The sequence below is a fragment of the Rhodanobacter sp. UC4438_H5 genome, assembly GCF_052978405.1.
The window spans coordinates 3,556,731-3,578,395 of sequence record NZ_CM129672.1 but is presented as its reverse complement, the minus strand read 5'-3'; the positions used below and the strand labels follow the sequence as shown (position 1 = coordinate 3,578,395).

Sequence of the window (21,665 nt, the reverse complement as noted above, 5' to 3'; positions counted from 1 at the left end):
CGCCAACCACTCATTCTAGTGGCTGGCCGGCGTCGGCATGTGCGCATCCGCCCACAATGCCAGGCCACGCAACACGCTGTCCTGGCCGACTTGCACGGGCAGCGACAGCAACGGCGCCAGTCGCGGCGCATCGCCGCCGTCGAGGATCAGCGCCGGTTCGCCGCCCAGGCGCGGACGCATCTGCGCATGGAAGCGCTCGATCAGTGCGGCGGCGGCCTGCCAGCAGCCGGAGGTCACCGCATCGGCGGTGTTGTCGGCCAGCTGCAGGATGTCGCCGGGTCGCTGCGGGCGCACCAGCGCAGTCGCATCGAGCAGCGAGCGCTGCATCAGCTGCACGCCCGGCGCGATCAACCCGCCCAGGTGCCGGCCATTGGCGGCCAGCGCATCGAGCACCAGCGCGGTGCCGGCGCTGGCGAGCACGCACGGCTCGCGATGGGCGGCATGCGCGGCAACCATGGCGAGGAAGCGATCCACGCCCAGCCGCTGTGGCTCGGCATAGGCATTGCGTACGCCACAGGCGCTGGCCGGGGTGCGCAGCCATTCGGGCGCGCTGTCGAATGCCTGCCGCAGCACGGCGGCAACGCGCTGCTCGCGCGCGTCGTCGACCACCGACGCGCCGACCACCTGGGTCGATCGCGGAAAACCCGCCCACGCCGCATCCGGCAGCGTGGCCAGATCCTCGCGCCACTCCAGCACGCCCTGCGCCAGCCATGCGGGCGACGGTCCCTGCAGCGCCCATTTCAGGCGCGAATTGCCCAGATCCAGCAGCAGTCTCATGCGCGGCGCACCGTGACGTCGGCGCTGTCGATGCGCCGCTCGCTGCCGTCAGGCAGTTGCACCCGCAAGGCGCCGCGCGCGTCGATGCCTGCGCCGAGTGCGTCGAACGTGCCGAGCGCTCCGCTGAGTTGCAGCGGCCGGCCGCGCAGCAGGTCGTGGCGCGCATAGTCGGCGGCGAAGGCGTGGAAGCCTTCGCGCTCGAACTCGGCCAAGCCTTGCGCCAACGCAGCGATCAGCGCCGCGGCCACGCGGTTGCGATCCGGCGGCGCGCCCGCGCACAGGCTGGCCAGGTCGGTGGCCGGCTGGCCGGCCTGGCCTTGCAGGGCCGGGGTCAGGCGCAGGTTGAGTCCGATGCCGATGATCGCCGAACACGGCCCCTGGAATTCGCCGCTGAGCTCGACCAGGATGCCCGCCAGCTTGCCGCTGCCGTCGCTGGCCAAGACATCGTTCGGCCATTTCAGCCCCGCACCGGCAACGCCCAGTTCATCCAGCGCGCGCAGCACGATCACGCCGATCGCCAGCGACAGGCCGCCCAGCGCCGCGAAGCCCGCACCGAATCGTTTCAGGCAGGAGAGATAGATGTTCAACCCCGGCGGCGACAGCCAGTCGCGACCGCGCCGGCCGCGCCCGGCACTCTGCGATTCGGCCAGCACCACGCAAAGGTCGGCTGCATCGGCAAGCCGCCGCTGCAGTTCGCTGGAGGTCGAGTCGAGCTCGTCGTGCACTTCCAGCGTACCCAGCGTGCGTGCGACATCGGCCGGCAAGGCGGCGCGGATGCGCTGCGCGTCGAGCATCTGCAGTGGCCACGGCAGGCAATAGCCGGCCCGGCCGCGGGTCTGCACCGGCACGCCCCGCGCACGCAGTGCCTCGACCTGCTTCCAGATCGCCGCCCGGGTCACCCCGCTGCGCTCGGCCAGCGCCGCGCCGGAAAGCGGTGCGCCGGGAGCCAGCAAGGCCAGCAATTGCAGCGGCTGCATCAGCGAACCCGGCGCGCGGCAGCGCGCGCCGTGGGGGCAGCGCGAGGCAGGGGAACGGTGGAGAAAAGAACCATCGAATCATTCTAGCCTGCCGCACGCTGCACTGCGGCACGCGCGCCCGCCGCTTGCACTGGCAGCAGCGCCCGGTTTCTGCGACGATCGGATTCTTCGCTTGCGGCCTGGGGAGTTTCACTGCCATGCGCGCCACCCACCGGATCATCGCTTGCATCCTGTGCCTCGCCTTCGCCGGCGCGACAGCAGCGGCCAGCCTCGATAGCCGGGGCGTGGACAGCGGCAGCCCAACCGCAAGCAACGCGTCATCGCACGATAGCGAAGACGGCATCGCCGGCGACGTGCTGGGCATGAACCGCGAGAACAGCAGCCCCGGCAGCAGCAGCACCAGCGGCGCCGTGCGCAGCAGCAACGACCGTTCCGGCGCGGCTTCGCCGGCACCGGCCCCTGCGCCCCGGCCACATCTGGGTTGGCAATCGCTGCTGCCTGGGTCGATCCAGTAAGCGTTCGGCGGCATGCCGCGCCGTTGGTGGACATCCCTGCGGGCACACTTTGAACCTGCACCGATCGCCGACCCGCTGTGGCGGCGCGCCCTGGCGGCCTGTCCGCTGGCGCGTCGGCTGGACCCCGCGCGACAACTGCAACTGCGCCAGCTCGCCGGCATCTTCCTGGCGCGCAAGCGTTTTCACGCGCTGGCCGGCGCGGTACTGGACGACTACTGGCGATTGCTGATTGCCATGCAGGCCTGCCTGCCGGCGCTGCAGCAGGGTGCGACCAGCCTGCGCGGCTGGCGCGACGTGCTGATCTACCCGGGCGAGTTCAAGGTGCGCCGCAGCCACCATGACGACCACACCGGCGTGGTCACCGAGAGCGACGAGGTGCTGATCGGCGAGGCCTGGGAGCATGGCCCGCTGGTGCTGTCCCTGGCCGACGTGCAACTGGACCTGGAGCAGCCGTGGGACGGCTACAACGTGGTTGTGCACGAGATGGCCCACAAGCTGGACATGCTCGACGGCCCGCCCGACGGCGTGCCGCCATTGCGCGAGATTCCGCGGCGGCGCTGGATCGGGGAGTTCCAGCGCGCCTACGACCGCCTGCTGGCCGCCGGCCCCGGCCACGCGCCGATCGACCACTACGCGACCGAAAGCGCCGGCGAGTATTTCGCCGTGGTCAGCGAGCTGCACTACTCGCAGCCAGCCGTATTGCGCGAAACCGAGCCGGCGGTGGCCGAACTGCTGCACGCGTTCTACGGCCCCTCGCCCGCCGACGGCGAGGAACTCGCTGGCGGGTGCCGTCGCTGAGGGAAGTGGCATGCATGGCTGCACAGCTGTCCGGATGACAGCCGCACCGCGCTGCTGCAATCCACGCGAGCGAGTGTTCCTACCGCCCCATCGCCTGCGCCGGCTGCATCGGCATCTGCGCCTGTTGCACCTGCGCCTGTTGCCTCTGCAGCATGGTCAGCTGGTCGAGCTGCCGGAACATCGCCTCCGGTGGCTGTTGCATGGCCGCGGCGTGGGTGGTCGTGGTGCAGGGCAGGAACGATGAGGAGTCGCGGGTCAGCACGCCGCTGTCCGGCCCGATGCGGCCGGTCTGCGGACCGGGCAACAGCTGCACCTGGTCCGGCTGGCGAGCGTGTACCGGCCGATCGAGCATGACGGCCGCGGTGGCGCGATCGAGCTGATCGGCGCTGCGCGCGATGCCGTACTGGGCATAGGCCGCACCGACGTGTTCGCGCATGTTGACGAATGCGGCATGGCGCGGGTGGTCCGGGCGGCGCAGGTCGCAAGGTTCGAGCGACGACGGATCGCGCGACGGCGTCTCGGCCACTCGCACTGGGGACTGGTACAGATGCGGCAGTTCGCGCCGCGACCAGTCGCGGCTGGCGTCGTCGACTGACCGGGCCACCGCGTCGAACACGCTGACCGGGGTGCGGCGCTCGACGGTAAGGTAGGTGTTCCCGGGCGCGCGCTCGTTGGTGACCAGATGCATCGCCATGGCCTTGCCTTCGCCGTGCAGCTCGACCCGCGCCGCCGGACCCAGGCGGTCGGCGCTGTGCCGGTCCAGCAGCGCGGCTGCCGCCCGCTCGCTGTGCTCGCCGTGCGCCATCCGCACTCGCTCTTCCATCGCGTGCACGTGCTGCAGCAGGGTGCCGTAGCTCGCGTGCAGAGGGTGGCCGGGATGGCGGAAGTCGTGCAGGTGCGGCGGGATGGGTGGAACGGCGGCGTGCGCCGGCGTTTGTTGCGTGGCGTGGGTTGCCGCGTGCATGGCGAAGGTCGTGGAGATCAGCTGCGCGGTGGCATCGAGCTCCGCGCGCAGGTTGCCCTCGGCCGCGTTCCGACCCCACAGCCGGCCCGGCGTGCTCCAGTGGCCCCGCGCGTCGCGGGTGTAAGCATGGCCGTCGGAGGCGTCCAAGATGTTCGTGGGCGCATGCAGTGCGTCGGTTACCGCATCGGGCAGGGGGCCGAGCTGTTGCCAGCCGCGTTGCGCGTAGATCGCCTGATAGCGCGCGGCGATGCCGCGGCGGGAGTGCGCCAGATTGTCGGCGAGGGTGGCATGCGCGGCGGCATCCAGGGCGGCGGTGCGTGACGGCGTGGCGGTTTCCACGTGCGTGCTCTTGAGGCCGTGCTCCAGTACGGCGTCGGTGACCGTGCGCGACCACGCTCCCGAGGCGGCATCGCGCTGCCATGGCGCGGGAAGCCGGCTGGATGTGTCTTGCGCACTGGCCGGCTGGGTGTACGGATCGCGCGGTGGGGCCGGGTGTGCCAGGGCCAGTTCCACCGCGGTGTTGTTGGCTTGAAACGTGAGTTGCGCAGCCAGCGCGGGATCGGCCCGGACACTGCGCCAGCCCGGCGTGGGCATGACGCCGTAGCCGACCACCGGATGGTTGGGCGCATAACCGATCTCGCCGGTGGGCACCTCGCGCGTCCAGCCGTGTTCCGGATGCTGCGGGTCGTGGTGCCAGCTGCGGCCTTGTGCATCGGTCTGGTTGTGGATTTTGTGCTGGTCGTGCCAGTCGACCAGCTTGTCGCCGGCAACCGCCCCGCCGATGCCTCCCACGCCAGCGACGATCAGATCCAGCGGGCCGGACTCGATCCCCGCCGCGCCCAGGACTTGCGCCCCCAGCAGTGCGCCGCCGAGCATGCCCAGGTTGCGCGAGCCGAAATGCTCGACCGCCGAGGCGGCGCCCGTCGGGTTGTCCTGCTGCAGCAGGGTGGCCGTGTGGCGCGCGGTGGTCGTGGCGTCCCAGGCGACGGCGGCGGCGCTGGCGAAGCCCAATCCCTTGACGACGTTCGGGTGGACCCGGGTGGTGTAGTCCACATGGGTGATCCGGGAGAGGTTGCCCTGGACGCCCTCGACCACCCTGGAGGCATCGCGCTCGATCAACAGGCGTCGGGCCGTGTCCGGTGCAACCTTCGGGTTGTCGGTGATCGCTTCGGGCAACGTCTCGTGCCACAGCCGCTGATCCTGCCAACTGCGTTTGAGGCTGCGGGTGATCGCCGGATCGTGCAGACGCGCTTCGCGCGCCTCGATCAACGCCTGTCCCGGCGAGCGGGCATCGGTGCGGCTGTCGTAAAGCTCGCGGCCTTCGCGATCGAAGAGGCGGATGGGCGTGGTCGTTTCCGCGTGGATCGTGTCCAGGCTCGTCGGCACCTTGTCGTAGATCGCGTCGCGCGCACCTTCGGGGACGTGGCGGCCGTAACCGTCGATATTGAGCTGGTCCAGAAACCGTTTGTCGACGCCCAGTTCGCTCTCCAGCTTGGGCGATGCCACCACCCGCACCTCGACGTCGTAGCCTTGGGCCTGCAGGTCGCGGATCAGCTCGGCCGACCATGACCCGTTGCTCAGCGTAGTATCGAAGATGAAGTGCTTGCGCCCGGCCACTGCCGCCTCGCGCAACTCGTCGGCCCACTGGCCGGCGTCGGCTTGCGTGTGACTTGACCAGGTGTAGGGATGGGCGGAGCGGAACTCCCGGACGCGGGGGTGGTAGTCGCGCAGTTCGTCGGGATCGATGGGGACTATGTCGCCATGAAACTCGTGAATCGCGGCTTGGGTCAGTCCACCTTTTCCTGCGCCTGGTTGCCCTCCCAAGATAATCGCCTTCGGTCGCGCATGAGGCAGCGCTTCGTCCAGTTCACTTCGAGGGACGACCGTTTCGGAAAACACGCGTGCATGAGTCAGAGGGGCGAGGATGTCGGCAGAGGAGCTCATTTTTCGAACGCTTCCTTGTTCGCCTGGAAGTACTCCCACAGCGCGTCATCGGCTATCCATCGACCTTTTGATCGGGCACGCCCCATAAGCAGATTCTTGGCTTCTGCCCTCGCGATCGCCTCCGCATCGCCACTGGCTTCAGCGGCGTGCAGTTCGGTGCCGGCTTCGTCGATGAAGGTTCCCAGTCTGCTTTCGAGCACCCAAATCGCACGATCAAACGGCCCAACGCCCGCTGAGGACGTTTCGACTACATAGTTCAGCACCTCCTGCAGTCGATCGATGTGCCCCGGATAGTCCTTGAGCATTTCCCGCAGACGCTGCGGAACCGGGGGCGGGGGCAGTTTCGGCATCGTGATGTCCTTGTCGGTCGTGTCGATCGGAAGCGCCACGCATCGCCGGCATCCTGCGCCAGGCCTTGGGCGGTTCGTCGAGCCTACCGCGAATTCCGGGACGGGTCTGTCAGATTCTCCAGCTTTCCGGCAGCCCGGCGCGGCGGCTCAGCTCGCCGCCAGCCGCACGCTGAAGCGTGCGCCGCCGAGTTCCGGCGAGCGGTCGACCACCAGTTCGCCCTGGTAGGCGTGCACGATGTCCTGCACGATCGACAGGCCGATGCCGTGGCCCTGCACGCGCTCGTCGCCGCGCACGCCGCGCTGCAGGACTTTCTCGATCTTGTCCTCGGCGATGCCGGGGCCGTCATCTTCCACGCTGATGTAGAGGCCCGGCCGCTTGCGCCCGTGCTCCGGTTGCGCCTTGACCTCCAGCAACACGCGGTGGGAGGCCCACTTGAAGGCATTCTCCAGCAGGTTGCCGAGCAGTTCGAGCAGGTCGCCCTGCTCGCCGTAGAACGCCGCGCCCTCGCCGATGTCGAACTCGCACAACACGTTCTTGGCCGCGTAGACCTTCTCCAGACCCTGCACCAGATCCTCGGCCGCGCCCGCGATCGGCACCGCGCTGGCGAAAGTCTGCCGGCCAGAGGTGGCCGCGCGGGCCAGTTGATAGGCGACCAGTTCGTCCATCCGGCGCACCTGATCGAGCACCGCCGTGCTGCGTCCGGCCAGCACCTCGCCGGTGGTGGATTCCAGTTGCGAGCGGATTACCGCCAGCGGCGTCTTCAGGCTGTGCGCGAGATCCGCCAGCGTGTGCCGGTAGCGCGTGCGCTGCTCGCGCTCGTTGGTGATGAAGGCGTTGATGCGCTCGGTCAGGCCGGTCAGTTCCAGCGGGTACTGGCTGTCCAGCTGCTCGCTGTCGCCGCGCTCGACCCGGCTCATGTCGCTGGCCACCTTGCGCAGCGGGGTGAGGCTCCAGCGCAGCAGCAATAGCTGGAGCACCATCAGCATCACGCCCAGGATCGACAGCCAGATCACCAGCGCGCGCCGGTAGGCCATGTTGCCGCCCTCGAGCTGATCCTCGGTCTGCGCCACCATCACGGTGAAGCGCACCGACTTGCCCGCCTCGGTGTCCCAGGCCACGCCGTAGCTGTAGTAGTAGAGGCGACCCATGCGCGTGTCGATCGGGCCGACGAAGCGGCTGGCGCCCGGCTCCAGCGGCACCAGGAAACTGAAGTCACGGCCGATCGCGGAGGGTGACTCCCAGCGGAAGTCCTTGTCGCCCACCGCCACCGCGTAGAGGCCGGAACCCGGGCGCGAGAAATTCGGATCCGGCGAGGTGTCCGGCGACAGGATGCGGCCGTAGCGGTTGACGTCGAAGTTGGTGATGTAGGCGATCGCGAAGTTCTGCAGGCGGTCGTGCAGCGCGCTCAGCGCACGCTCCTTGTTCGCCTGCGACAGGGTCAGGCCGACCAGGCCGAGGAAGCCGGCCAGCACGAATCCGGTGGCGATCGCCGCGCGCGCCGCCAGCGACAGCGGGCGGCGCGCGGGCGATGGCTCATTCGTCGTCGCCGTCGGTGCGCGGGATGGCAAAGCGGTATCCGCGTCCACGTACCGTCTCGATGGGTTTCAGGGTGCCTTCCGGATCGAGCTTGCGGCGCAGGCGGCCGATGAAGACTTCCAGCACGTTGGAGTCGCGGTCGAAATCCTGCTGGTAGATATGCTCGGTGAGGTCGGCCTTGGAGACCAGTTCGCCCGCGTGCAGCATCAGGTATTCGAGCACCTTGTACTCGTAGCTGGTGAGGTCGACCAGCTTGCCCTCCACCGTCACCGTCTGCGCGGTGGTGTCGAGCTTGATCACCCCGCAGGCCAGGATCGGCTTGGACCAGCCGCTGGCCCGGCGCACCAGCGCGTTGATGCGCGCCAGCAGCTCCTCGACGTGGAACGGCTTGACCAGGTAGTCGTCGGCGCCGTACTTCAGTCCCTCGACCTTGTCCTGCCAGCTGCCGCGCGCGGTGAGGATCAGGATCGGATAGCGCTGACCCGCCTCGCGCAGCGCCTTGACCAGGTCCATGCCGGACATCTTGGGCAGGCCCAGGTCGATGATGGCCAGGTCGAATGGCACCTCGCGGCCGAGATAGATGCCCTCCTCGCCGTCCTGCGCCGCATCGACGGCAAAGCCGTCGCGTTTCAGCCGGGCCGCCAGCGTCTCGCGCAACGGCGCCTCGTCTTCCACCAACAGGATGCGCATATCAATGTTTCTCCTTGCTGCCCGCATTCCGCCCGGGCGGGTTCTTGGTCGACTGGGCCGACCCCGGATTCTTGCTCGCTTCGGAGGAAATCGCCATCACCTTCACGTGGCCGTTCGGGGTGAGCACCTTGATGCGGTACTCCATCCGGCGGCCGACACCGCGCGATTCCGCCGACAACACCTTGCCACCGGTTTCCTGCTGCACCTGGAGCACCGCCTGATCCAGCGTCACCGCCGGCTTGCCCGTCTGCGCCGCCGCCACGCCCCCGAACGGGATCAGGGCGGCCAGCAGCATGCTCTTGTACCTGATCATGCGTGAATATCCTGTCCGGCGTTGAGCGAACGCCCAGCCTAAGAGGTCAGGCCTGAATACTGGCCGGACGGGGCGCGCCTGTCACGCTGCCGCCGCGCACGGCGCCATGGCCTGCTGGAGCAATGCCCAGCCTGCCCCGGGCAGATGCGCGCCCTCGCTGAGCGCGCGGCGGAATGCGCGCGCGCCAGGCTCGCCCTGGTAAAGGCCCAGCAGGTGGCGGCTGATGTGCTTGAACGCGGTGCCGCGCGCCAGCTCGGCCTCGATGTAGGGCCGCAGGCGCTGCAGCACGCTTTCCCGGGTAGGCAGCGGCTCGCCGTGCAGCGCGTGCTCGATCTGCGCCAGCAGGTACGGATCGTGGTATGCCGCACGGCCCAGCATCACCCCATCCAGCCGGGCCAGGTGGGTACGCACCTGCTCGACCGTGGTGATGCCCCCGTTGACCACCACCACGAGCTCGGGAAACTCGCGCTTGAGCCGGTACACGCGCTCGTAGTCCAGCGGCGGGATCTCGCGGTTCTCCTTCGGCGACAGGCCCTTGAGCCAGGCCTTGCGCGCGTGCACCACCAGCACGCGCACGCCCGCCTCCAGCATGGTCTCGGTGAAGTGCTGCAGGCCTGCGTAGTCATCCTGGTCGTCCACGCCGATGCGGCACTTCACCGTCACCGGCACCTCGACCGCATCGCGCATCGCCTTCACGCACTCGCCGACCAGGGCCGGTTCGCGCATCAGGCAGGCGCCGAAGCGGCCCGACTGCACCCGGTCGGAGGGGCAACCGACGTTGAGGTTGATCTCGTCGTAGCCGGCCTCGGCGCCGAAGCGCGCCGCCTGTGCCAGTTCCTGCGGCTCGCTGCCGCCCAGCTGCAACGCCAGCGGATGTTCCTGCTGGCTGTGTTCGAGCAGGCGCAGCTGCTTGCCGCGCACCAGCGCGGCGCTGGTCACCATCTCGGTGTACAGCCGCGCACGCGGCGACAGCAGCCGGTGGAAGTAGCGGCAGTGGCGGTCGGTCCAGTCCATCATGGGCGCGACGCTGAAGTGCCACGGCGAGGCGGCGGCGGAATCGTTCATGCGCGTAGTGTACGTGCTGCCGCCGCCCGCACTGGCGGCAGCCGGGCCGCATGGCGGCGGCTACGCCTTTCCGCGCGTCATCGACACCACCAGGCGCAATCGCCCCTGGAAGCCTTTCTGCGACGACAGCGGAATGAGGTAACCCCCGTCGTCCTGCGGCTCGACCAGGGTGCCCAGGCTCTCGCTGGACTGCTCGTCGACGAGCAGGTAGCGCAGGTTCCAGCCTTCGTCGGTCTGCGTGGCACGCACCACCAGCGTGTCGCGGAACAGGTATTCGCCTTCGACGTGCTTGTCCAGCCACAGTTTGTTGTCGATGGTGTAGCCGGTGGTCGATACGGTCAGCTCCACGCTGAACACGACGGTCTTGCCGGAGGTGATCTTGCTGGTGTCGAGGAAGGCCGAGAACAGCACCGGCGAGCGCGGTGCGTCCAGCCCGGCGTTGGCCGGGCGCAGCAGTTCGTCGAAGCTGCGCAGCACCGCGCTGAAAGTGTCGCGGCGGCGCTCGGTCAGGCGGTAGCTGTTGGTGCCGCGCGGCGCCACGGTGGCCTCGAAATAGTACGAGGCGCGCACCTGCTTGCCGTCGTCCTTGGCTTTCTGCACCGAGGCCGGCAGCGGCAGCGCGTCGGCCTCCAGCGTGCCGTCCACGCGCATGTCGCCGAACAGGAAGCGCACCAGGTTCTGGTAGCCCTCCTCGGAATTGACCACGCCGTACACGCCGCTGTGGCTGCGGTAGGCGAACGCGCGCGGCGCGCCGCTCACGGTGGCGTTCTCGATCTTCACCAGGCCGTCGCTCATCTCGCCGGCCAGCTTGCGCGACACGCCGAGCGCGGCTTCGTAGTCGCGGTGATTGGTGCCGACAAAGCAGAAAAACTGCTGCGGATCGAACTTGCCGTCCAGCGTGTCCACGCGCTCCGGCGTGCCCTTCAGGCCGAGGTAGCCGGCCATGGTCTTGCGGTTGAAGTTGTTCATGTCCCACAGGCCGAGCACCGCCGGCACGTTGAAGCCGGCCATCTCGATGCCGTTGTGCGGCGTGGCGTAGGTGAACACCTTGTCGACCATGGCACGGTCGGCGCCGGTGCTGATCTTGTCGTTCTGCAGGAAGCTGCGGCATACCAGTCCACCCATCGAATGGGCGACCAGGTACACGCGGAATGCCTTCTTCCGCGCCGCGTCGGCGCCGCAAACCTGGTCGCGCAACTTGCGGATCAGGTCGCGCAGGCCGGTGGCGGCCTCGACGATCGACAGCACCTTGCCGTCGCCAAGGTCGGTATCGGCCGTTTCGTAGTAACGGTAGATCACCACGCTGCGCGCCGGCAGCTCGCCGTCGATCTCGCTGCCATCGGTGTAGGTGTCGCGGTAGCCGTAGTCCTTCATCAGCCGCACCAGCGGCGATTCGAACACGTGGCGCCGCACGGTGCCGTCCCAGGCCTGGCGCACCTTGGTGGAGCCGAGATTGAAGCCCATGTACGGCGTGGCGACGGTGTCGGCGATCTCGTTCGCCGTCATCGCGTAGCCGCGGACGTAGATGATCGGGAAGTAGGGGGCGGTCAGCGGATCCATGGGGCCGTTTCCTCTTTGATGTTCTCGGGCGGAAAAGACATCGGCACGACGATGCTCAGGCCGGGCCGGCGGGTTTCACCGGCTTGCGGGCTCGCTTGCGCCTGGCACCACCCGCCACCGTGGACTTGGCCGCGCCGGCCGTGGGCGCGGCGAACAACGTGTGCGTAGTCGTGCCGGGCGTGGCCTTGGTCGAGGCACGCAGCATCTCGCACAGGCTGTCGAAGCGGCAGCAGCATTCGTCGTAGCCGCCGTTGTCGCCGCTGACGCCGAGCACCGCGTGGTGATGCAATCCGCGCGGCGGCAGCGCGGCGGGCGCCGTACCCGTCATCGGCCAGTCGAGCTGGCCGTTGCCGGCCACCCGCGCGGGAATCAGCCAGTAGTCGCCGGTGGCATACAACCCGCCCTGTTCGAAGCTGACCTGGATGCCGTCCTCCAGCGCGATCGGCGCGCCCTCGGCCACGGCCAGCACGCCTTGCGCACTCACCGCATCGTGCTGGTCCCAGCGGCGCAGCAGCGGATGCCGGCGCGGGTCGTCGTCCAGCGGCCACGGCGTGGTGTTCTTCGGCACATTCAGGGTGACGCTGCAGCTTGCCAGGTCGATCGCGATCACCTGCAGCAGCGGATACGCGCGTTGCCCCAGCGTGTAGCGGTCGTCGACCAGCTCCACCCAGTCGTTCGCCGCCAGCCCGAGCCGGGCATCGCGACCGAGCCGGGCCAGCGTCACCGTGAGCGGCGCACTGCCGTCATCGGCCGCCGCGCCGAGGTCGCTGCGCATGACCGGAAACACCACCGAGCCGTTCTCGCGCGACCACTTGAAGCTGGCCGTGCCGGCCGGCCCACCCTGGTGGATCTCGACCCGGTACAGCTGGTTCTCGCAGCCGCGGTAGCGCGCGTCGGCGGCGATCACGCAGGGATCGTCATCGGACTCCTGCGGAGCCAGCTCCGCGCGCAATCGCGGCAACGCGTACGCCGCACGCGCGCCGAGCAGCTGGCGCAGCAACGCGCAGGGCGAGGCGTTGGTCTGGTTGCCGCCGTCGAGACCCTTGCGCAACTGCGCCACCTCGGCGAGCTGCTGCTTGATCGCGGCGGCGTCGGCAGAACTGCCGGCGGCCTGCTGGCGCGTCTTCAGTGCCGCGGTGACGTCGTCGAGCTGCTGCTGCGCCCACGGCTGGTCGAGCAGGCGCAGCTGCCATACCACCTGCGCGCGCGACGCGGTGTCGACGCCGTCCAGCGCCACGTCGGCGATGCGCGGCGCTTCCACCGCGCACAGGTGCCGCTCCCACACGTCCAGCCACAGCGCAAAACCCGCCGGCGGATTCTCGAAACCGCTCTTCCCGTCGGCCACACCATAGTCGGGGGTCGGCGCGTTCGGTTGCTGCGCCAGCGTGCACGCGGCCTCGTTCACGCACAGGATGCCGTCGACGTAGAAATGCCCCGGCGCCAGCTGCCAGTCGGTCAGCGGCAACGGCTTGCTGCTGCCATCGGCCTTGGTGGTGCTGTCGGTGATGGCGAAGCCGCCACCCGCCGCCCAGCACGGGCCGACCAGGTCGCGCACCAGGCTGCGCAGCAGGTGCAGCTGGATGTGCGCCTGTTCGTTCCAGTCCGCCTCCAGCAGCACGCGTCCCTGCTGCTGGAACACCTGGCTGTAATGCAGGGTCGGGTCGAAGCTGACGCGTGCGAAGTCGCCTTTCATGTCGATCTCCTAACTCGCGAAAAGAATGCCGGCGTCCGTGCCCGCCGGAACGTATTCGGCCAGCCGCGCCGCGAGGTTCGCCTCGCGCTGCGGCTCGTACAGGTCGTGCCAGACGCCCATCGCCGAACGGTCGGACGCGCCGCGGCGGATCTCCGCGCAGCAGCCGTCGGCCAGGCGCAGGTAGTGCGGCGTGCCGTAGCGCCAGCTGCGGAACTGCGGCACCAGGCGCAGCCGTTCGTGCACGCGCTGCTCCGGCGCCACCGCGGCCAGCGCCAGATCGGGCTGGCAATGGAAGCGACGCGGCGTGCGCGAACCGTCCGCCACGTGGCAGAAGCGCACGCAGCCCTGCTGCCGGCGCAGCACGCGCAGCGGACCGGCGAAGATCGAGTCCTCGGCCAATGCGATGCCATGCGCCTGCACTTCGCCGATCACCGTGCAGCGGCGGAAGCTGGCCTCGACGTACGCCACCGCCTCGTCCGGCGCACCCAGCGCCACGCGCTCCATGCCGGTGGCGTCGAGGATGCTGTCGCACAGTTCCAGCGGCGGCGGCTCGCCGCGGCGCTCGGGGCTGATCACCATGATCGCGCCGAGGATGCTGTGCTCGACACGCAGCGCCGCGCGCGTGCCGTCGAGCGTGACGCTGGGTTCGCCCGGGCGCTTGGGGTCGCAGTCGCAGTGCAGCGCCCAGCCCGGCACCAGCGTGCAGTGGCGGATCAGCAGCTCGCACAGGTCGCCGCCAGCAGCGGATTCCTCGTCCGGCCCGTGCACCTCGATGCCGCGGCCCACGATCAGCAAGCCGTCCAGCAGCACTCGGCTGCCGGCGCGACCGCTGACGCTGAGCGCGTCCGGCTGGCTGGCACGCACGTCGAGCAGGCGCAGCACCGGCCGCGTGCGTTCGGCCGCACGCAGCTGGATCGCCTCGCCGGCGTCGAGCTGCAGTTCGACGCTGCCTTCGTACACGCCGCTCTCCGCCAGCTCGATCACCAGCGCGCGCAACACCGGCGTGGCCGCCTTGGCTGCGGCCCACGCCGCCAAGGCGTCGGCGATGCTGCCGAAGTGGCCGGCCGGCCAGCCGACGTTCGCCGCGCGATCCCGCCGCGCGGCGTGCACCACGTAGCGCGTGGCGCCTTCCAGCTCCGGCGTGACCCGCGCGTATTCGCCGCCGCCGAGATCGCCAGCGAAGCCGTACTGGTAGCTCACCCATACGCCGCGCTTCGGCCGCTGGTTGGCAGGAAACAGCAGGCGGCCGCACTCGGGGTCGACCGCCACGCGCCCGCGCTTCACCTGCCCGCGCCAGCCGGACAGGTCGGCCGGTACCAGCAGCTCACGCGGCACCGGCACACCCTGGCCTTTCGCCGGCCAGTCCGGCGCCCACACTTCCACGCTGCGTCCCTCGCCGTAGAGTTCGGCCGACACGCTGGCGTAATCGGCCAGCGGGCCGCGTTCGGCGAACTGCCAGCGGCGCAGCGGCAATGGCAGGTTGCGCTCGTCGGCGATGTGCGTGGGTTCGGTTTCCGCGACCGGACGCTGGAACAGCGGCGTGTCGTTGCCCAGCACGCTGAAGCTGAAACACTGCGGGCCGCGCTCCTCGATGCAGTACGCCGGCGTGCACGTCACCGGATAGCTGCGCAGGCGACAGGCGAACACGCCCACCGCAGGGACGTTGTGGCGGCCGCGCCGCTGCGCGCTGCCCAGGCGCCGCACGTCCACGCTGTGCGCAAACGGATCGAACGCGCCGTCGACCCAGCCGATGCGTTGCAGCCGGCCCGGATCGCGCAGGTCGGCGGTGCCGCCGCGGTGTGGATGCTGGTGGTCGAGATGCTGCATCCAGCCGAGCCGGCGATAGAACTCCACCGCACGCGCCGGCCAGCCGGCGGCATCGCGCGACAGGTCTTCCAGCAGCGACAGCGTGCCCTTGCGCCGCCGCGCGTCGATCGTGTTGGCCACGTCGGCGCGCGGCGCCAGCACGCGGCCGAGGCGGGCGTCGCGGCACCCGTCCTCACCCAGCGTGGCCGCTTCCGGCAGCAACGTATAACCGAGCAGGTCGCCGATGTACGGCACCACCCAGTCGTCGCAGGTCTCGATGAAGGCGTTGTCGTACAGCCGCGCGATGTCCTGCTCCAGCACGTCGGCCTGGCGCGTCAGCACGCGCAGGAAGTCGCGCAGCGGCCAGCCCTGCTCCGCGTCGCGCATGCGGTAGACCACCGGCAGCAGGTCGTACAGGCGATCGGGACGCGCGCTCATGGCGTGGCCTCCTGCAGCAGCAAGGTGTCGGGAACGTTCGGCGGCAGATAGGCGAGCTGCGCCGGACGCAACATGCCGTGCTCGTCGTAGCGGGCCGGCCGCACCGGCACGCGCGGCGGCACCGTGCTGGCTGTCGAGGCGGCATGTGACGCCAGCGCGGTCGTGTCGCCCGCCTTGCCGTTGTCGCCGCCCACACCGAAGCCGGCCAGCAAGGTGGCCTCGTCGAGACTGCCGAACGCATCCACGTCCACCCAGGCCACGCCGCGCACGGCCTGCACGCAGGCGACCAGTTCGCTGAGGTAGACGCTCTGCGCCAGCGCGCGCCGCTCGAAGCCGAACGCATCCAGCAGCGCCGCACGCAGCGCCGGCTCGACCGACTCCCAGGCGAAATCGGGCAGCAGCCCCACCTTCGCGCTCACGGTCAGCGCCAGCAGCTCGCGCACGCCCAGCCGCACCGGCAGCGACGGATCGCCGTAGCGCCGCAGCGCCTGCAGCAGGTTGCGGCAAAGATCGGAGGTAGCATTGATCGGCGCATCGGCGGCGCCGGCAATGGTCACCTGCACCAGGTTGCCCAGCTTGACTGCCGCCGCCTTGCCGACGCCGCCGAACGTGCGTGCGAAGTCGGCGTAGTCCGCCACCGAGACCAGCCGGTCCAGCGCCAGCACTGCCAGCGGCACGTTGCGGCGCGCCTGGTCGCGCGTCTCCGCGTCGGCGCCGCCGGAGGCGCGCAGCGGGTTGATCACCTCCTTCACGCCCAGCGGCCGCGTCGCCAGCAGGCTGACCTGCCCCGCGCGTACGTTGCCCGGCGCGCCGATGCCGTTGCGGTACGTTGCGACGACGTTCTCGATGCCGGTGGGCAGGCGCGCGCCGTGCACGCCGTCGCCGAACTGCACGATGGTCCTGCCGTCGTCGTCGGTGGCGGTGACGAAGCGGCGGTCGTTCGCGCCGACGAAGGCGAGGTTGCGCGTCTCGTGCCATTGCAGGTCGTTGACGCGCAGCGTGAGCGTGCTCTGCACGCCATCCACCGTGGCCGCCGACACCCAGGTCAGCGGCGGCTGCTTCAGCACGAAGGCCTGCATCGACGCCGCGCCGCTGCCGCTGCCCAGCACCTCGCGGCGGCTCTCGCCGTGGGTGGCGCGCACTACGTTGGCGCGCACCGTCATGCTGTCGCGCGCGTAGCGATAGGCCAGCCCCGCGTTGGCGAACACCAGGGTGCTGTGCACGGTGTCGCCGGGCAGGTTCGCGTCCACGCCCTGCTCCACTGCGGACAGCATCACCAGCTCGGCGGCGCTTACCGCGTCGGTGCCCGGCACGTCGCTGCGGCGGCCCTCGACGATCACCCAGCGGCCGGCCTCGAGGCCGTCGACGGCGCCATCGAGAGTGAGCCGGGTGGCGCTGTCGCCGGTGCTGCGCGGGCTGCCGTCGGCGACGAGCGCGCCGACCTCGTCGCCGATCACCAGCTCGGCCAGCGGCAACGACTCGCTTTGTGCGTGGACCTGCGTGGCACGCAGGGTCGACATGCTCGGCGCCTGCCACACGGACGTGTCCGCATCCGGCTTGACCAATTCGATCCCGGTGGTCTTGCCGCTGATGCCGTAGGCACTGCGCGGATGCACCTGTACGCGCCTGGCCTGCGCGACGACCGGCGGCCCGTAGCGCCCCGACTGGATCAGCAGGAAGCTGCCCGCCTGCACGCCGTCGTAGGCGTTGTCGAGCTGCACGAGGTCGTCCTCCTCGCCGCCGTCCGCGATGGCATCCCAGTCGCCGTCGGGCCTGGAGACGTAGGGCACGGTGCCCTTGGTGGCGGGGTCGTCATTCAGTCCCAGCCCCATGATGCGCGGCGCGTTGTAGCCGAACAGCGGCGCGGCCAGGCGCAGCGCGTACACGCCGTTCAGGGCCGGCGAAGGCTCGCCCTGCGGCATGCTGGCCCAGGCACGGTAGAAGGTGTCATGCAGCTGCGGCGCGAATTTCAGCAGCAGTTGCGGCCGCGCATCGCTGGCCTTGCCCAGCGCCGCGGCGACGCTGCGTTGCAGGCGCAAGCTGTTGGCCGGCTGCAGCGTGGCTTGCCGCGTCAACGCGCCGAACAGCGCACCGAAGCCGCCCGCCGGCGGCGGGCTGACGGCGCCGTCGCCGCCAAACGCCTTCACCACGGCCAGCAGGAACGCCTGCGCCGGCGCCGGGCCACCGGCAAGATTCCCCACCTCCAGGCCGAAGCTTCCCAGCAGACGGTTGACGCTGCCGACGTCGCCGCCGCCGAGCAGCAAGCCGCGGTAGAGCCTTTCGATCCGGTCGCGCAATGACGTGCCGCCGGACAACGCGGCGACCGCCACTTTCGCCGCCGCCACGATCTGCCCCTGCAATGCGCCGAACGGCTGCAGCACCAGCCTGCTGCGCCCGCTCTGCTGCTGTACTTCAATCGACTGCACCTGACGAACCACCGGCACGCAGGCGGGAAGTTCCCCGAACAGGAACAGCAGCCGATCGTTCGGCTTCAGGCCGGTGGCCGTGCTGGCCACCCACAGCGCGTCCAGCGTGGCCACGTTGTCGAGCGTGATGTCCTGCGGCAGCGTCAGCCGCGGCCTGAGCGCGTTCCATTCGTAGCGCGCATCCAGCGGCTCGGCGGTCTCGAAGGTCTGCATCTGCTCGCCGGGCGCGGGCACCGATTGCGCGCGCGCGCCGGCAGGGATGGTCACCGGCGGCGAATCCTTTTCCACCGTATAGGCGAGGTACACGCTGGCGGCGACGCCGGGGCGCAGGCGGTAGTCGAGCAGCCGCGCCAGCTCCAGCACCGAGCGGCGCTCGGTGGCGGTGCGCAGGTAGGCCTCGTTGGCGATGCGCTCGGTGTAGAAGCTCAGCACGTCGGCACCCACCGCCCAGGCGTCGAGCAGAGCCATCGCCGGGTCGTCCGCTGCGCGCGTGCGCAGCCCAGCCAGCGCCGGCAGGACGGCGTCGCTCAAGCCGGCTTGCATGGTGGCGCGGAAATCGGCGTAGCGGCCGACGCGGTAATTCAGCGCGTCCAGCCCCGGCCGGTTGGCCAGCGGCAACGGCGTACCGGCGATCGCGCCGCAACCGCAGGCGCAGGCGTGCTTGCCACAGGCGCTGCAGCAGCTCATCGGCCACCTCCCAGCGTGAAGCGGATGCTGCCGTGATTGGGATGATCCGGGTCGTTGTCGACGCGGGCGATGTCGCGCGCGGCCAGCCGCAGCACGCCGTCGTCGGGCACGCTGTCGGTCGCATCGTCGGCGCGCGCCAGGCACGACACCTCGACGTGGGACACGCCGGCGATCGCCTGCGCCTCGGCCAGCAGTGCGCTGGCGAACACCGGCGCGCCCAGCTTGAGCCGGTCCGGATGGAAGAAGCCCGGCGTGCCGTCGCGGCGCAGGCCCGAACTGAAGCGGTCGCGCAGCGCGGCCTCGACGTGGGCGACGAGGAAATCCGGCCGCACGCAGACGAACAGTGCGATGCGCAGCGGCACGTAGCGGGCGGCATGCACCTCGACGTCGTGGCCGATGCGGCGGTAGCGCTCCAGTTGTGCGCGGATGCGCCGCGCCAGGCCCGCCGGCAGGTCTTCGCGGCCCAGGGGATCGAGCGCCACGTCGGCGGCGTACCAGCTGCCGCTCCACTCCAGCGCGGCGGCGGCGCCCTGCAGTTCCGATGCGCGCGCGGCGAAACTCGCGTAGTCGTCGGCGACGATCGCGCGCAGCGGGTTGGCGCGGAATGCGCCGGGCGCGTACAGCTTCACCTCGGCCAGGCTTTCCGGCGCGGTGCCGCCGCTGGCCGGCAGCGGATTGCGCGGCACCAGGTCGGCGGACAGCACGCCCGATTTCAGCGCCAGCCACACGATGCTGTCGCGCCCGACGTTACCGGCCGGGCCGTTGCCGATGCGCGAGGCGGCGCGGAAGAAGTCGCCAGCCTGCGGCTGTGCACCGAGCACTCCGTCGCCGAAGCGCAGGTGCGCGGCGCCGTCGTCGTCGATCTCGACCACGACGTGGCGGTCGTCCGGGCCACTTTCCAGCAGGTCGTACTGCGGCCACCAGCGCCAGCGCGGGTCGGGCGTGCCGTCCACCAGCAAGTCGGCCAAGGCGCCGCCATGCACGACGAGCTGCGGCAGCGCGAGGCGCGGATCGCGCGCCAGCAGCTTGCACACCGGCGCGTGCGGCGGCAGCGGCTCGGCCCAGGTCAACGGCGCATCCGGCAGCACGTGGCCGGTGTCGGACGGCGGACGGCGCACGTCGGGCACCGCGTCGTCGCAACGGCAGCAGCCGTACTGCGTGTCGCCCGGCACCAGCCAGCAATCCTCGGCCAGCGCGGCGCAGCGCGTGCAGGCATCCGGCATCGCGGCGAGCGCGGCGGCGAGGCCGGGATAGTCGCCATCCTCACCGCTCGGCGTGCAGATGGCGCTGGACGTGCACTGCCCGCGCAGGTGCTCGCCGTGGTCGACCAGCAGCACGTTGCCGCGCGCCAGGCTGACGTCGTGCAGCCACGCGCAGTCCGGCGCCGGCGTGCGCACCGACAGGCACAGGTCGAACGGCAGCGCGTCGCAGGCATCCCACGCCACCTCCAGCAGCAGCGTGCCGTCCAGCGGATCGACGGACGTCCGGACGTCCGTGAGGCGCACCGCGTGCCGATGCGCGGGATCGGCATCGGCCGGATTGCCGGTCTGCGGCCCCAACACTTCCTCGAAGATCAACAGGTCGCCTACCGCGAGCTTCAGCGCCCGCTGCGTTGCGATGGCAGCCAAGGCAACCGGTGCGGAATCGTTCGCTGCCGCGAGTGCCGAGGGCGGCGCCGATGCAGCCGGTGGCGTCGTCGGGGGCGGCGGCGCATCGACCAGGGTCGCCCGCGTGCTGCCGCGCGGCAGGCAGCACAGCTCGTCGCCCCAGTTGTGCAGCCGGATCGCGCTGTGCGCGGCGACCACGTCGAACGTGGTCATGCCATCCAGCGGCATCGGCTCGTAGATCAGCGCACCCTGCGCACGCGCCGCGTCGAGCTGAATCGCGTCGATCACGCCGGGTTGCGGATGGCCCTGCCCCGGCGGCGGCACCAGCAACAGCAGGTTGGCGAGGTCCAGACTCAGGTCGTTGCTCGAGGCCAGCGTGACGAAGGCGCGCGCGTTGCAGCCCTCGTGCATGCGGTAATCCACCAGCCGCGCATGCCGGCGCACCGAGATGCGCTTGCGCGCGGTGCCGAGGTAGGCCTCGGTGGCGACCGCGTCCTGGTAGAAGCTGAGGTAGTCGGCGGTATACGCCAGCGTCTCCACCAGCGCGATGCCGAGGTCCGGCACGTGACGCTCCTGCCACGCCGGCATGTCCAGCGCGAGGCGGTCGAGGAACAGCTGGCGGAAGCTGGCGTAATCCTTGGCGAGGTAGTTGATCTCCGGCGCGGGCGACGGTGGCGACACGCACGGCGTCTCGTCGGCGCAGTCCAGCGTCTTCGCGCAGTCCAGGCGGAAGTGCAGCGGGACGCAGGCATAGCGCGGATCGAAGCCGGGATAGGCATGCCAGCTCGCCGGGTCATTGCCGGAGGCCGCATCCACCAGGCACAGGCAGTACGCGGTGTGGTCGCCTTCGCGGTCGAGCACGATGCGCAGGCAGGCGTCATCGTGCATGTCCGGTTCCAGCTCGGGGTTCACGCTGAGCACGCGCAGCCCGGTGATGCGGTCGCCGCCGCTGATGCGCACGTTGGTCACGCCGAGACCTTGCGGGATCTCGCCGAACAAATGCACGCACAGGCTGACGCCGTCGTCGCCGACCTCGACGTAGTCGATGCCGTTGAGCGTGCCGGCCAGCCGCAGCTTCTCGCGCCGCGCCGGCACGCTGCAGGCCGGCAGCGGCGCGCAGCCGATCGTGCCGAGACTCGCATGGACGTTCGCGCGGTTCATGGCAGGCTCCGCACGAAGCTGTCGCTGCGCGTGTCGCCGCTGGCGCGCACGGTGTAGCTGAGGTCGACGCGCAGGGTGGCGTCCTCGCTGCTGACTTCGAGCTTGCCCACGTCGATCACATCGCCCAGCCAGCGCTGCAACGCCGCTTGCAAGGTGAACTGCAGCGCAGCGGCCAGCTCCGGGCTGTTCGGCGCGAACACCAGCTGCAGCAGGCCGCTGCCGAAGTCGGGCCGGTTCACCCGCTCGCCCGGGCTGGTGAACAGCAGTTGCTCGATCATCTCGCGCACGTGCTCGTCGTCGCCGGTTTCCGCGACGCGGCCGCGGGGGTCGAAATGGAACGGGTAGTCCAGGTTCATG

At 70.2% G+C, this 21,665-nt stretch carries 16 protein-coding genes; 2 read left to right on the top strand and 14 right to left on the bottom strand.

All coding sequences use genetic code 11. The features are described 5' to 3' along the window. Nucleotides 1–15: 15 nt before the first annotated feature. Complete coding sequence (locus ACVCL9_RS16325) at nucleotides 16–777, bottom strand: type III pantothenate kinase (RefSeq protein ID WP_447097350.1); 762 nt, start codon at nucleotides 775–777, stop codon at nucleotides 16–18. Continuing rightward, entirely contained in the window at nucleotides 774–1,754 is a 981-nt protein-coding gene (locus ACVCL9_RS16320) for a biotin--[acetyl-CoA-carboxylase] ligase (protein WP_395116216.1), read from the bottom strand. Before ACVCL9_RS16320 ends, ACVCL9_RS16325 begins: the two co-directional genes overlap by 4 nt. A 197-nt stretch (nucleotides 1,755–1,951) precedes the next feature. On the opposite strand from ACVCL9_RS16320, the gene ACVCL9_RS16315 reads away from it, so the two are divergent. Beyond that, entirely contained in the window at nucleotides 1,952–2,269 is a 318-nt protein-coding gene (locus ACVCL9_RS16315) for a hypothetical protein (RefSeq protein WP_447097351.1), read from the top strand. Between the two features lie 12 nt (nucleotides 2,270–2,281). Next, nucleotides 2,282–3,067 carry a M90 family metallopeptidase gene (locus tag ACVCL9_RS16310; protein WP_447097352.1) on the top strand — a complete coding sequence of 262 codons (786 nt, stop codon included), beginning with the start codon at nucleotides 2,282–2,284 and terminating at the stop codon, nucleotides 3,065–3,067. A 79-nt stretch (nucleotides 3,068–3,146) separates the two neighbouring features. On the opposite strand, the gene ACVCL9_RS16305 is transcribed toward ACVCL9_RS16310, so the two are convergent. The 12 genes from ACVCL9_RS16305 to ACVCL9_RS16250 form a co-directional block, all read right to left on the bottom strand. Continuing rightward, nucleotides 3,147–5,975 carry a zeta toxin family protein gene (locus tag ACVCL9_RS16305; protein WP_447097353.1) on the bottom strand — a complete coding sequence of 943 codons (2,829 nt, stop codon included), beginning with the start codon at nucleotides 5,973–5,975 and terminating at the stop codon, nucleotides 3,147–3,149. Continuing rightward, nucleotides 5,972–6,364, bottom strand: coding sequence for a hypothetical protein (locus ACVCL9_RS16300; protein ID WP_447097354.1), 393 nt, complete (start codon nucleotides 6,362–6,364; stop codon nucleotides 5,972–5,974). Before ACVCL9_RS16300 ends, ACVCL9_RS16305 begins: the two co-directional genes overlap by 4 nt. 108 nt (nucleotides 6,365–6,472) lie before the next feature. After that, complete coding sequence (locus ACVCL9_RS16295) at nucleotides 6,473–7,894, bottom strand: ATP-binding protein (RefSeq protein ID WP_395121329.1); 1,422 nt, start codon at nucleotides 7,892–7,894, stop codon at nucleotides 6,473–6,475. Continuing rightward, nucleotides 7,860–8,552: a response regulator transcription factor gene (locus ACVCL9_RS16290; RefSeq protein WP_136259750.1), complete on the bottom strand. Its 693-nt coding sequence runs from the start codon at nucleotides 8,550–8,552 to the stop codon at nucleotides 7,860–7,862. The genes ACVCL9_RS16295 and ACVCL9_RS16290 overlap by 35 nt, the downstream gene beginning before the upstream one ends. A 1-nt stretch (nucleotide 8,553) precedes the next feature. Continuing rightward, nucleotides 8,554–8,865 carry a PepSY domain-containing protein gene (locus ACVCL9_RS16285; RefSeq protein ID WP_298851460.1) on the bottom strand — a complete coding sequence of 104 codons (312 nt, stop codon included), beginning with the start codon at nucleotides 8,863–8,865 and terminating at the stop codon, nucleotides 8,554–8,556. Nucleotides 8,866–8,946: 81 nt separating this feature from the next. After that, nucleotides 8,947–9,930, bottom strand: a complete 984-nt coding sequence (dusA, locus tag ACVCL9_RS16280; RefSeq protein ID WP_447097355.1) for a tRNA dihydrouridine(20/20a) synthase DusA — start codon at nucleotides 9,928–9,930, stop codon at nucleotides 8,947–8,949. A 60-nt stretch (nucleotides 9,931–9,990) separates the two neighbouring features. Next, nucleotides 9,991–11,490, bottom strand: a complete 1,500-nt coding sequence (locus tag ACVCL9_RS16275) for an esterase/lipase family protein (RefSeq protein WP_447097356.1) — start codon at nucleotides 11,488–11,490, stop codon at nucleotides 9,991–9,993. Nucleotides 11,491–11,545: 55 nt separating this feature from the next. Continuing rightward, nucleotides 11,546–13,183, bottom strand: a complete 1,638-nt coding sequence (locus ACVCL9_RS16270) for a DUF6519 domain-containing protein (protein WP_447097357.1) — start codon at nucleotides 13,181–13,183, stop codon at nucleotides 11,546–11,548. Nucleotides 13,184–13,192: 9 nt separating this feature from the next. Then, a complete protein-coding gene (locus ACVCL9_RS16265; RefSeq protein WP_447097358.1) occupies nucleotides 13,193–15,427 on the bottom strand; it encodes a hypothetical protein in 2,235 nt (744 codons plus the stop codon). Further along, nucleotides 15,424–18,540 carry a putative baseplate assembly protein gene (locus tag ACVCL9_RS16260; protein ID WP_447097359.1) on the bottom strand — a complete coding sequence of 1,039 codons (3,117 nt, stop codon included), beginning with the start codon at nucleotides 18,538–18,540 and terminating at the stop codon, nucleotides 15,424–15,426. The genes ACVCL9_RS16265 and ACVCL9_RS16260 overlap by 4 nt, the downstream gene beginning before the upstream one ends. Beyond that, entirely contained in the window at nucleotides 18,537–21,308 is a 2,772-nt protein-coding gene (locus ACVCL9_RS16255) for a putative baseplate assembly protein (RefSeq protein WP_447097360.1), read from the bottom strand. The genes ACVCL9_RS16260 and ACVCL9_RS16255 overlap by 4 nt, the downstream gene beginning before the upstream one ends. Further along, nucleotides 21,305–21,664, bottom strand: a complete 360-nt coding sequence (locus ACVCL9_RS16250; protein WP_447097361.1) for a GPW/gp25 family protein — start codon at nucleotides 21,662–21,664, stop codon at nucleotides 21,305–21,307. Before ACVCL9_RS16250 ends, ACVCL9_RS16255 begins: the two co-directional genes overlap by 4 nt. Nucleotide 21,665 lies beyond the last annotated feature (1 nt).

Bases quoted from the DNA above. Each gene is read 5' to 3' on its own strand.
- ACVCL9_RS16325 (WP_447097350.1), bottom strand. From the start codon at position 777: ATGAGACTGCTGCTGGATCTGGGCAATTCGCGCCTGAAATGGGCGCTG.
- ACVCL9_RS16320 (WP_395116216.1), bottom strand. From the start codon at position 1,754: ATGCAGCCGCTGCAATTGCTGGCCTTGCTGGCTCCCGGCGCACCGCTT.
- ACVCL9_RS16315 (WP_447097351.1), top strand. From the start codon at position 1,952: ATGCGCGCCACCCACCGGATCATCGCTTGCATCCTGTGCCTCGCCTTC.
- ACVCL9_RS16310 (WP_447097352.1), top strand. From the start codon at position 2,282: ATGCCGCGCCGTTGGTGGACATCCCTGCGGGCACACTTTGAACCTGCA.
- ACVCL9_RS16305 (WP_447097353.1), bottom strand. From the start codon at position 5,975: ATGAGCTCCTCTGCCGACATCCTCGCCCCTCTGACTCATGCACGCGTG.
- ACVCL9_RS16290 (WP_136259750.1), bottom strand. From the start codon at position 8,552: ATGCGCATCCTGTTGGTGGAAGACGAGGCGCCGTTGCGCGAGACGCTG.
- ACVCL9_RS16285 (WP_298851460.1), bottom strand. From the start codon at position 8,865: ATGATCAGGTACAAGAGCATGCTGCTGGCCGCCCTGATCCCGTTCGGG.
- dusA (WP_447097355.1), bottom strand. From the start codon at position 9,930: ATGAACGATTCCGCCGCCGCCTCGCCGTGGCACTTCAGCGTCGCGCCC.
- ACVCL9_RS16275 (WP_447097356.1), bottom strand. From the start codon at position 11,490: ATGGATCCGCTGACCGCCCCCTACTTCCCGATCATCTACGTCCGCGGC.
- ACVCL9_RS16270 (WP_447097357.1), bottom strand. From the start codon at position 13,183: ATGAAAGGCGACTTCGCACGCGTCAGCTTCGACCCGACCCTGCATTAC.
- ACVCL9_RS16265 (WP_447097358.1), bottom strand. From the start codon at position 15,427: ATGAGCGCGCGTCCCGATCGCCTGTACGACCTGCTGCCGGTGGTCTAC.
- ACVCL9_RS16260 (WP_447097359.1), bottom strand. From the start codon at position 18,540: ATGAGCTGCTGCAGCGCCTGTGGCAAGCACGCCTGCGCCTGCGGTTGC.
- ACVCL9_RS16255 (WP_447097360.1), bottom strand. From the start codon at position 21,308: ATGAACCGCGCGAACGTCCATGCGAGTCTCGGCACGATCGGCTGCGCG.
- ACVCL9_RS16250 (WP_447097361.1), bottom strand. From the start codon at position 21,664: ATGAACCTGGACTACCCGTTCCATTTCGACCCCCGCGGCCGCGTCGCG.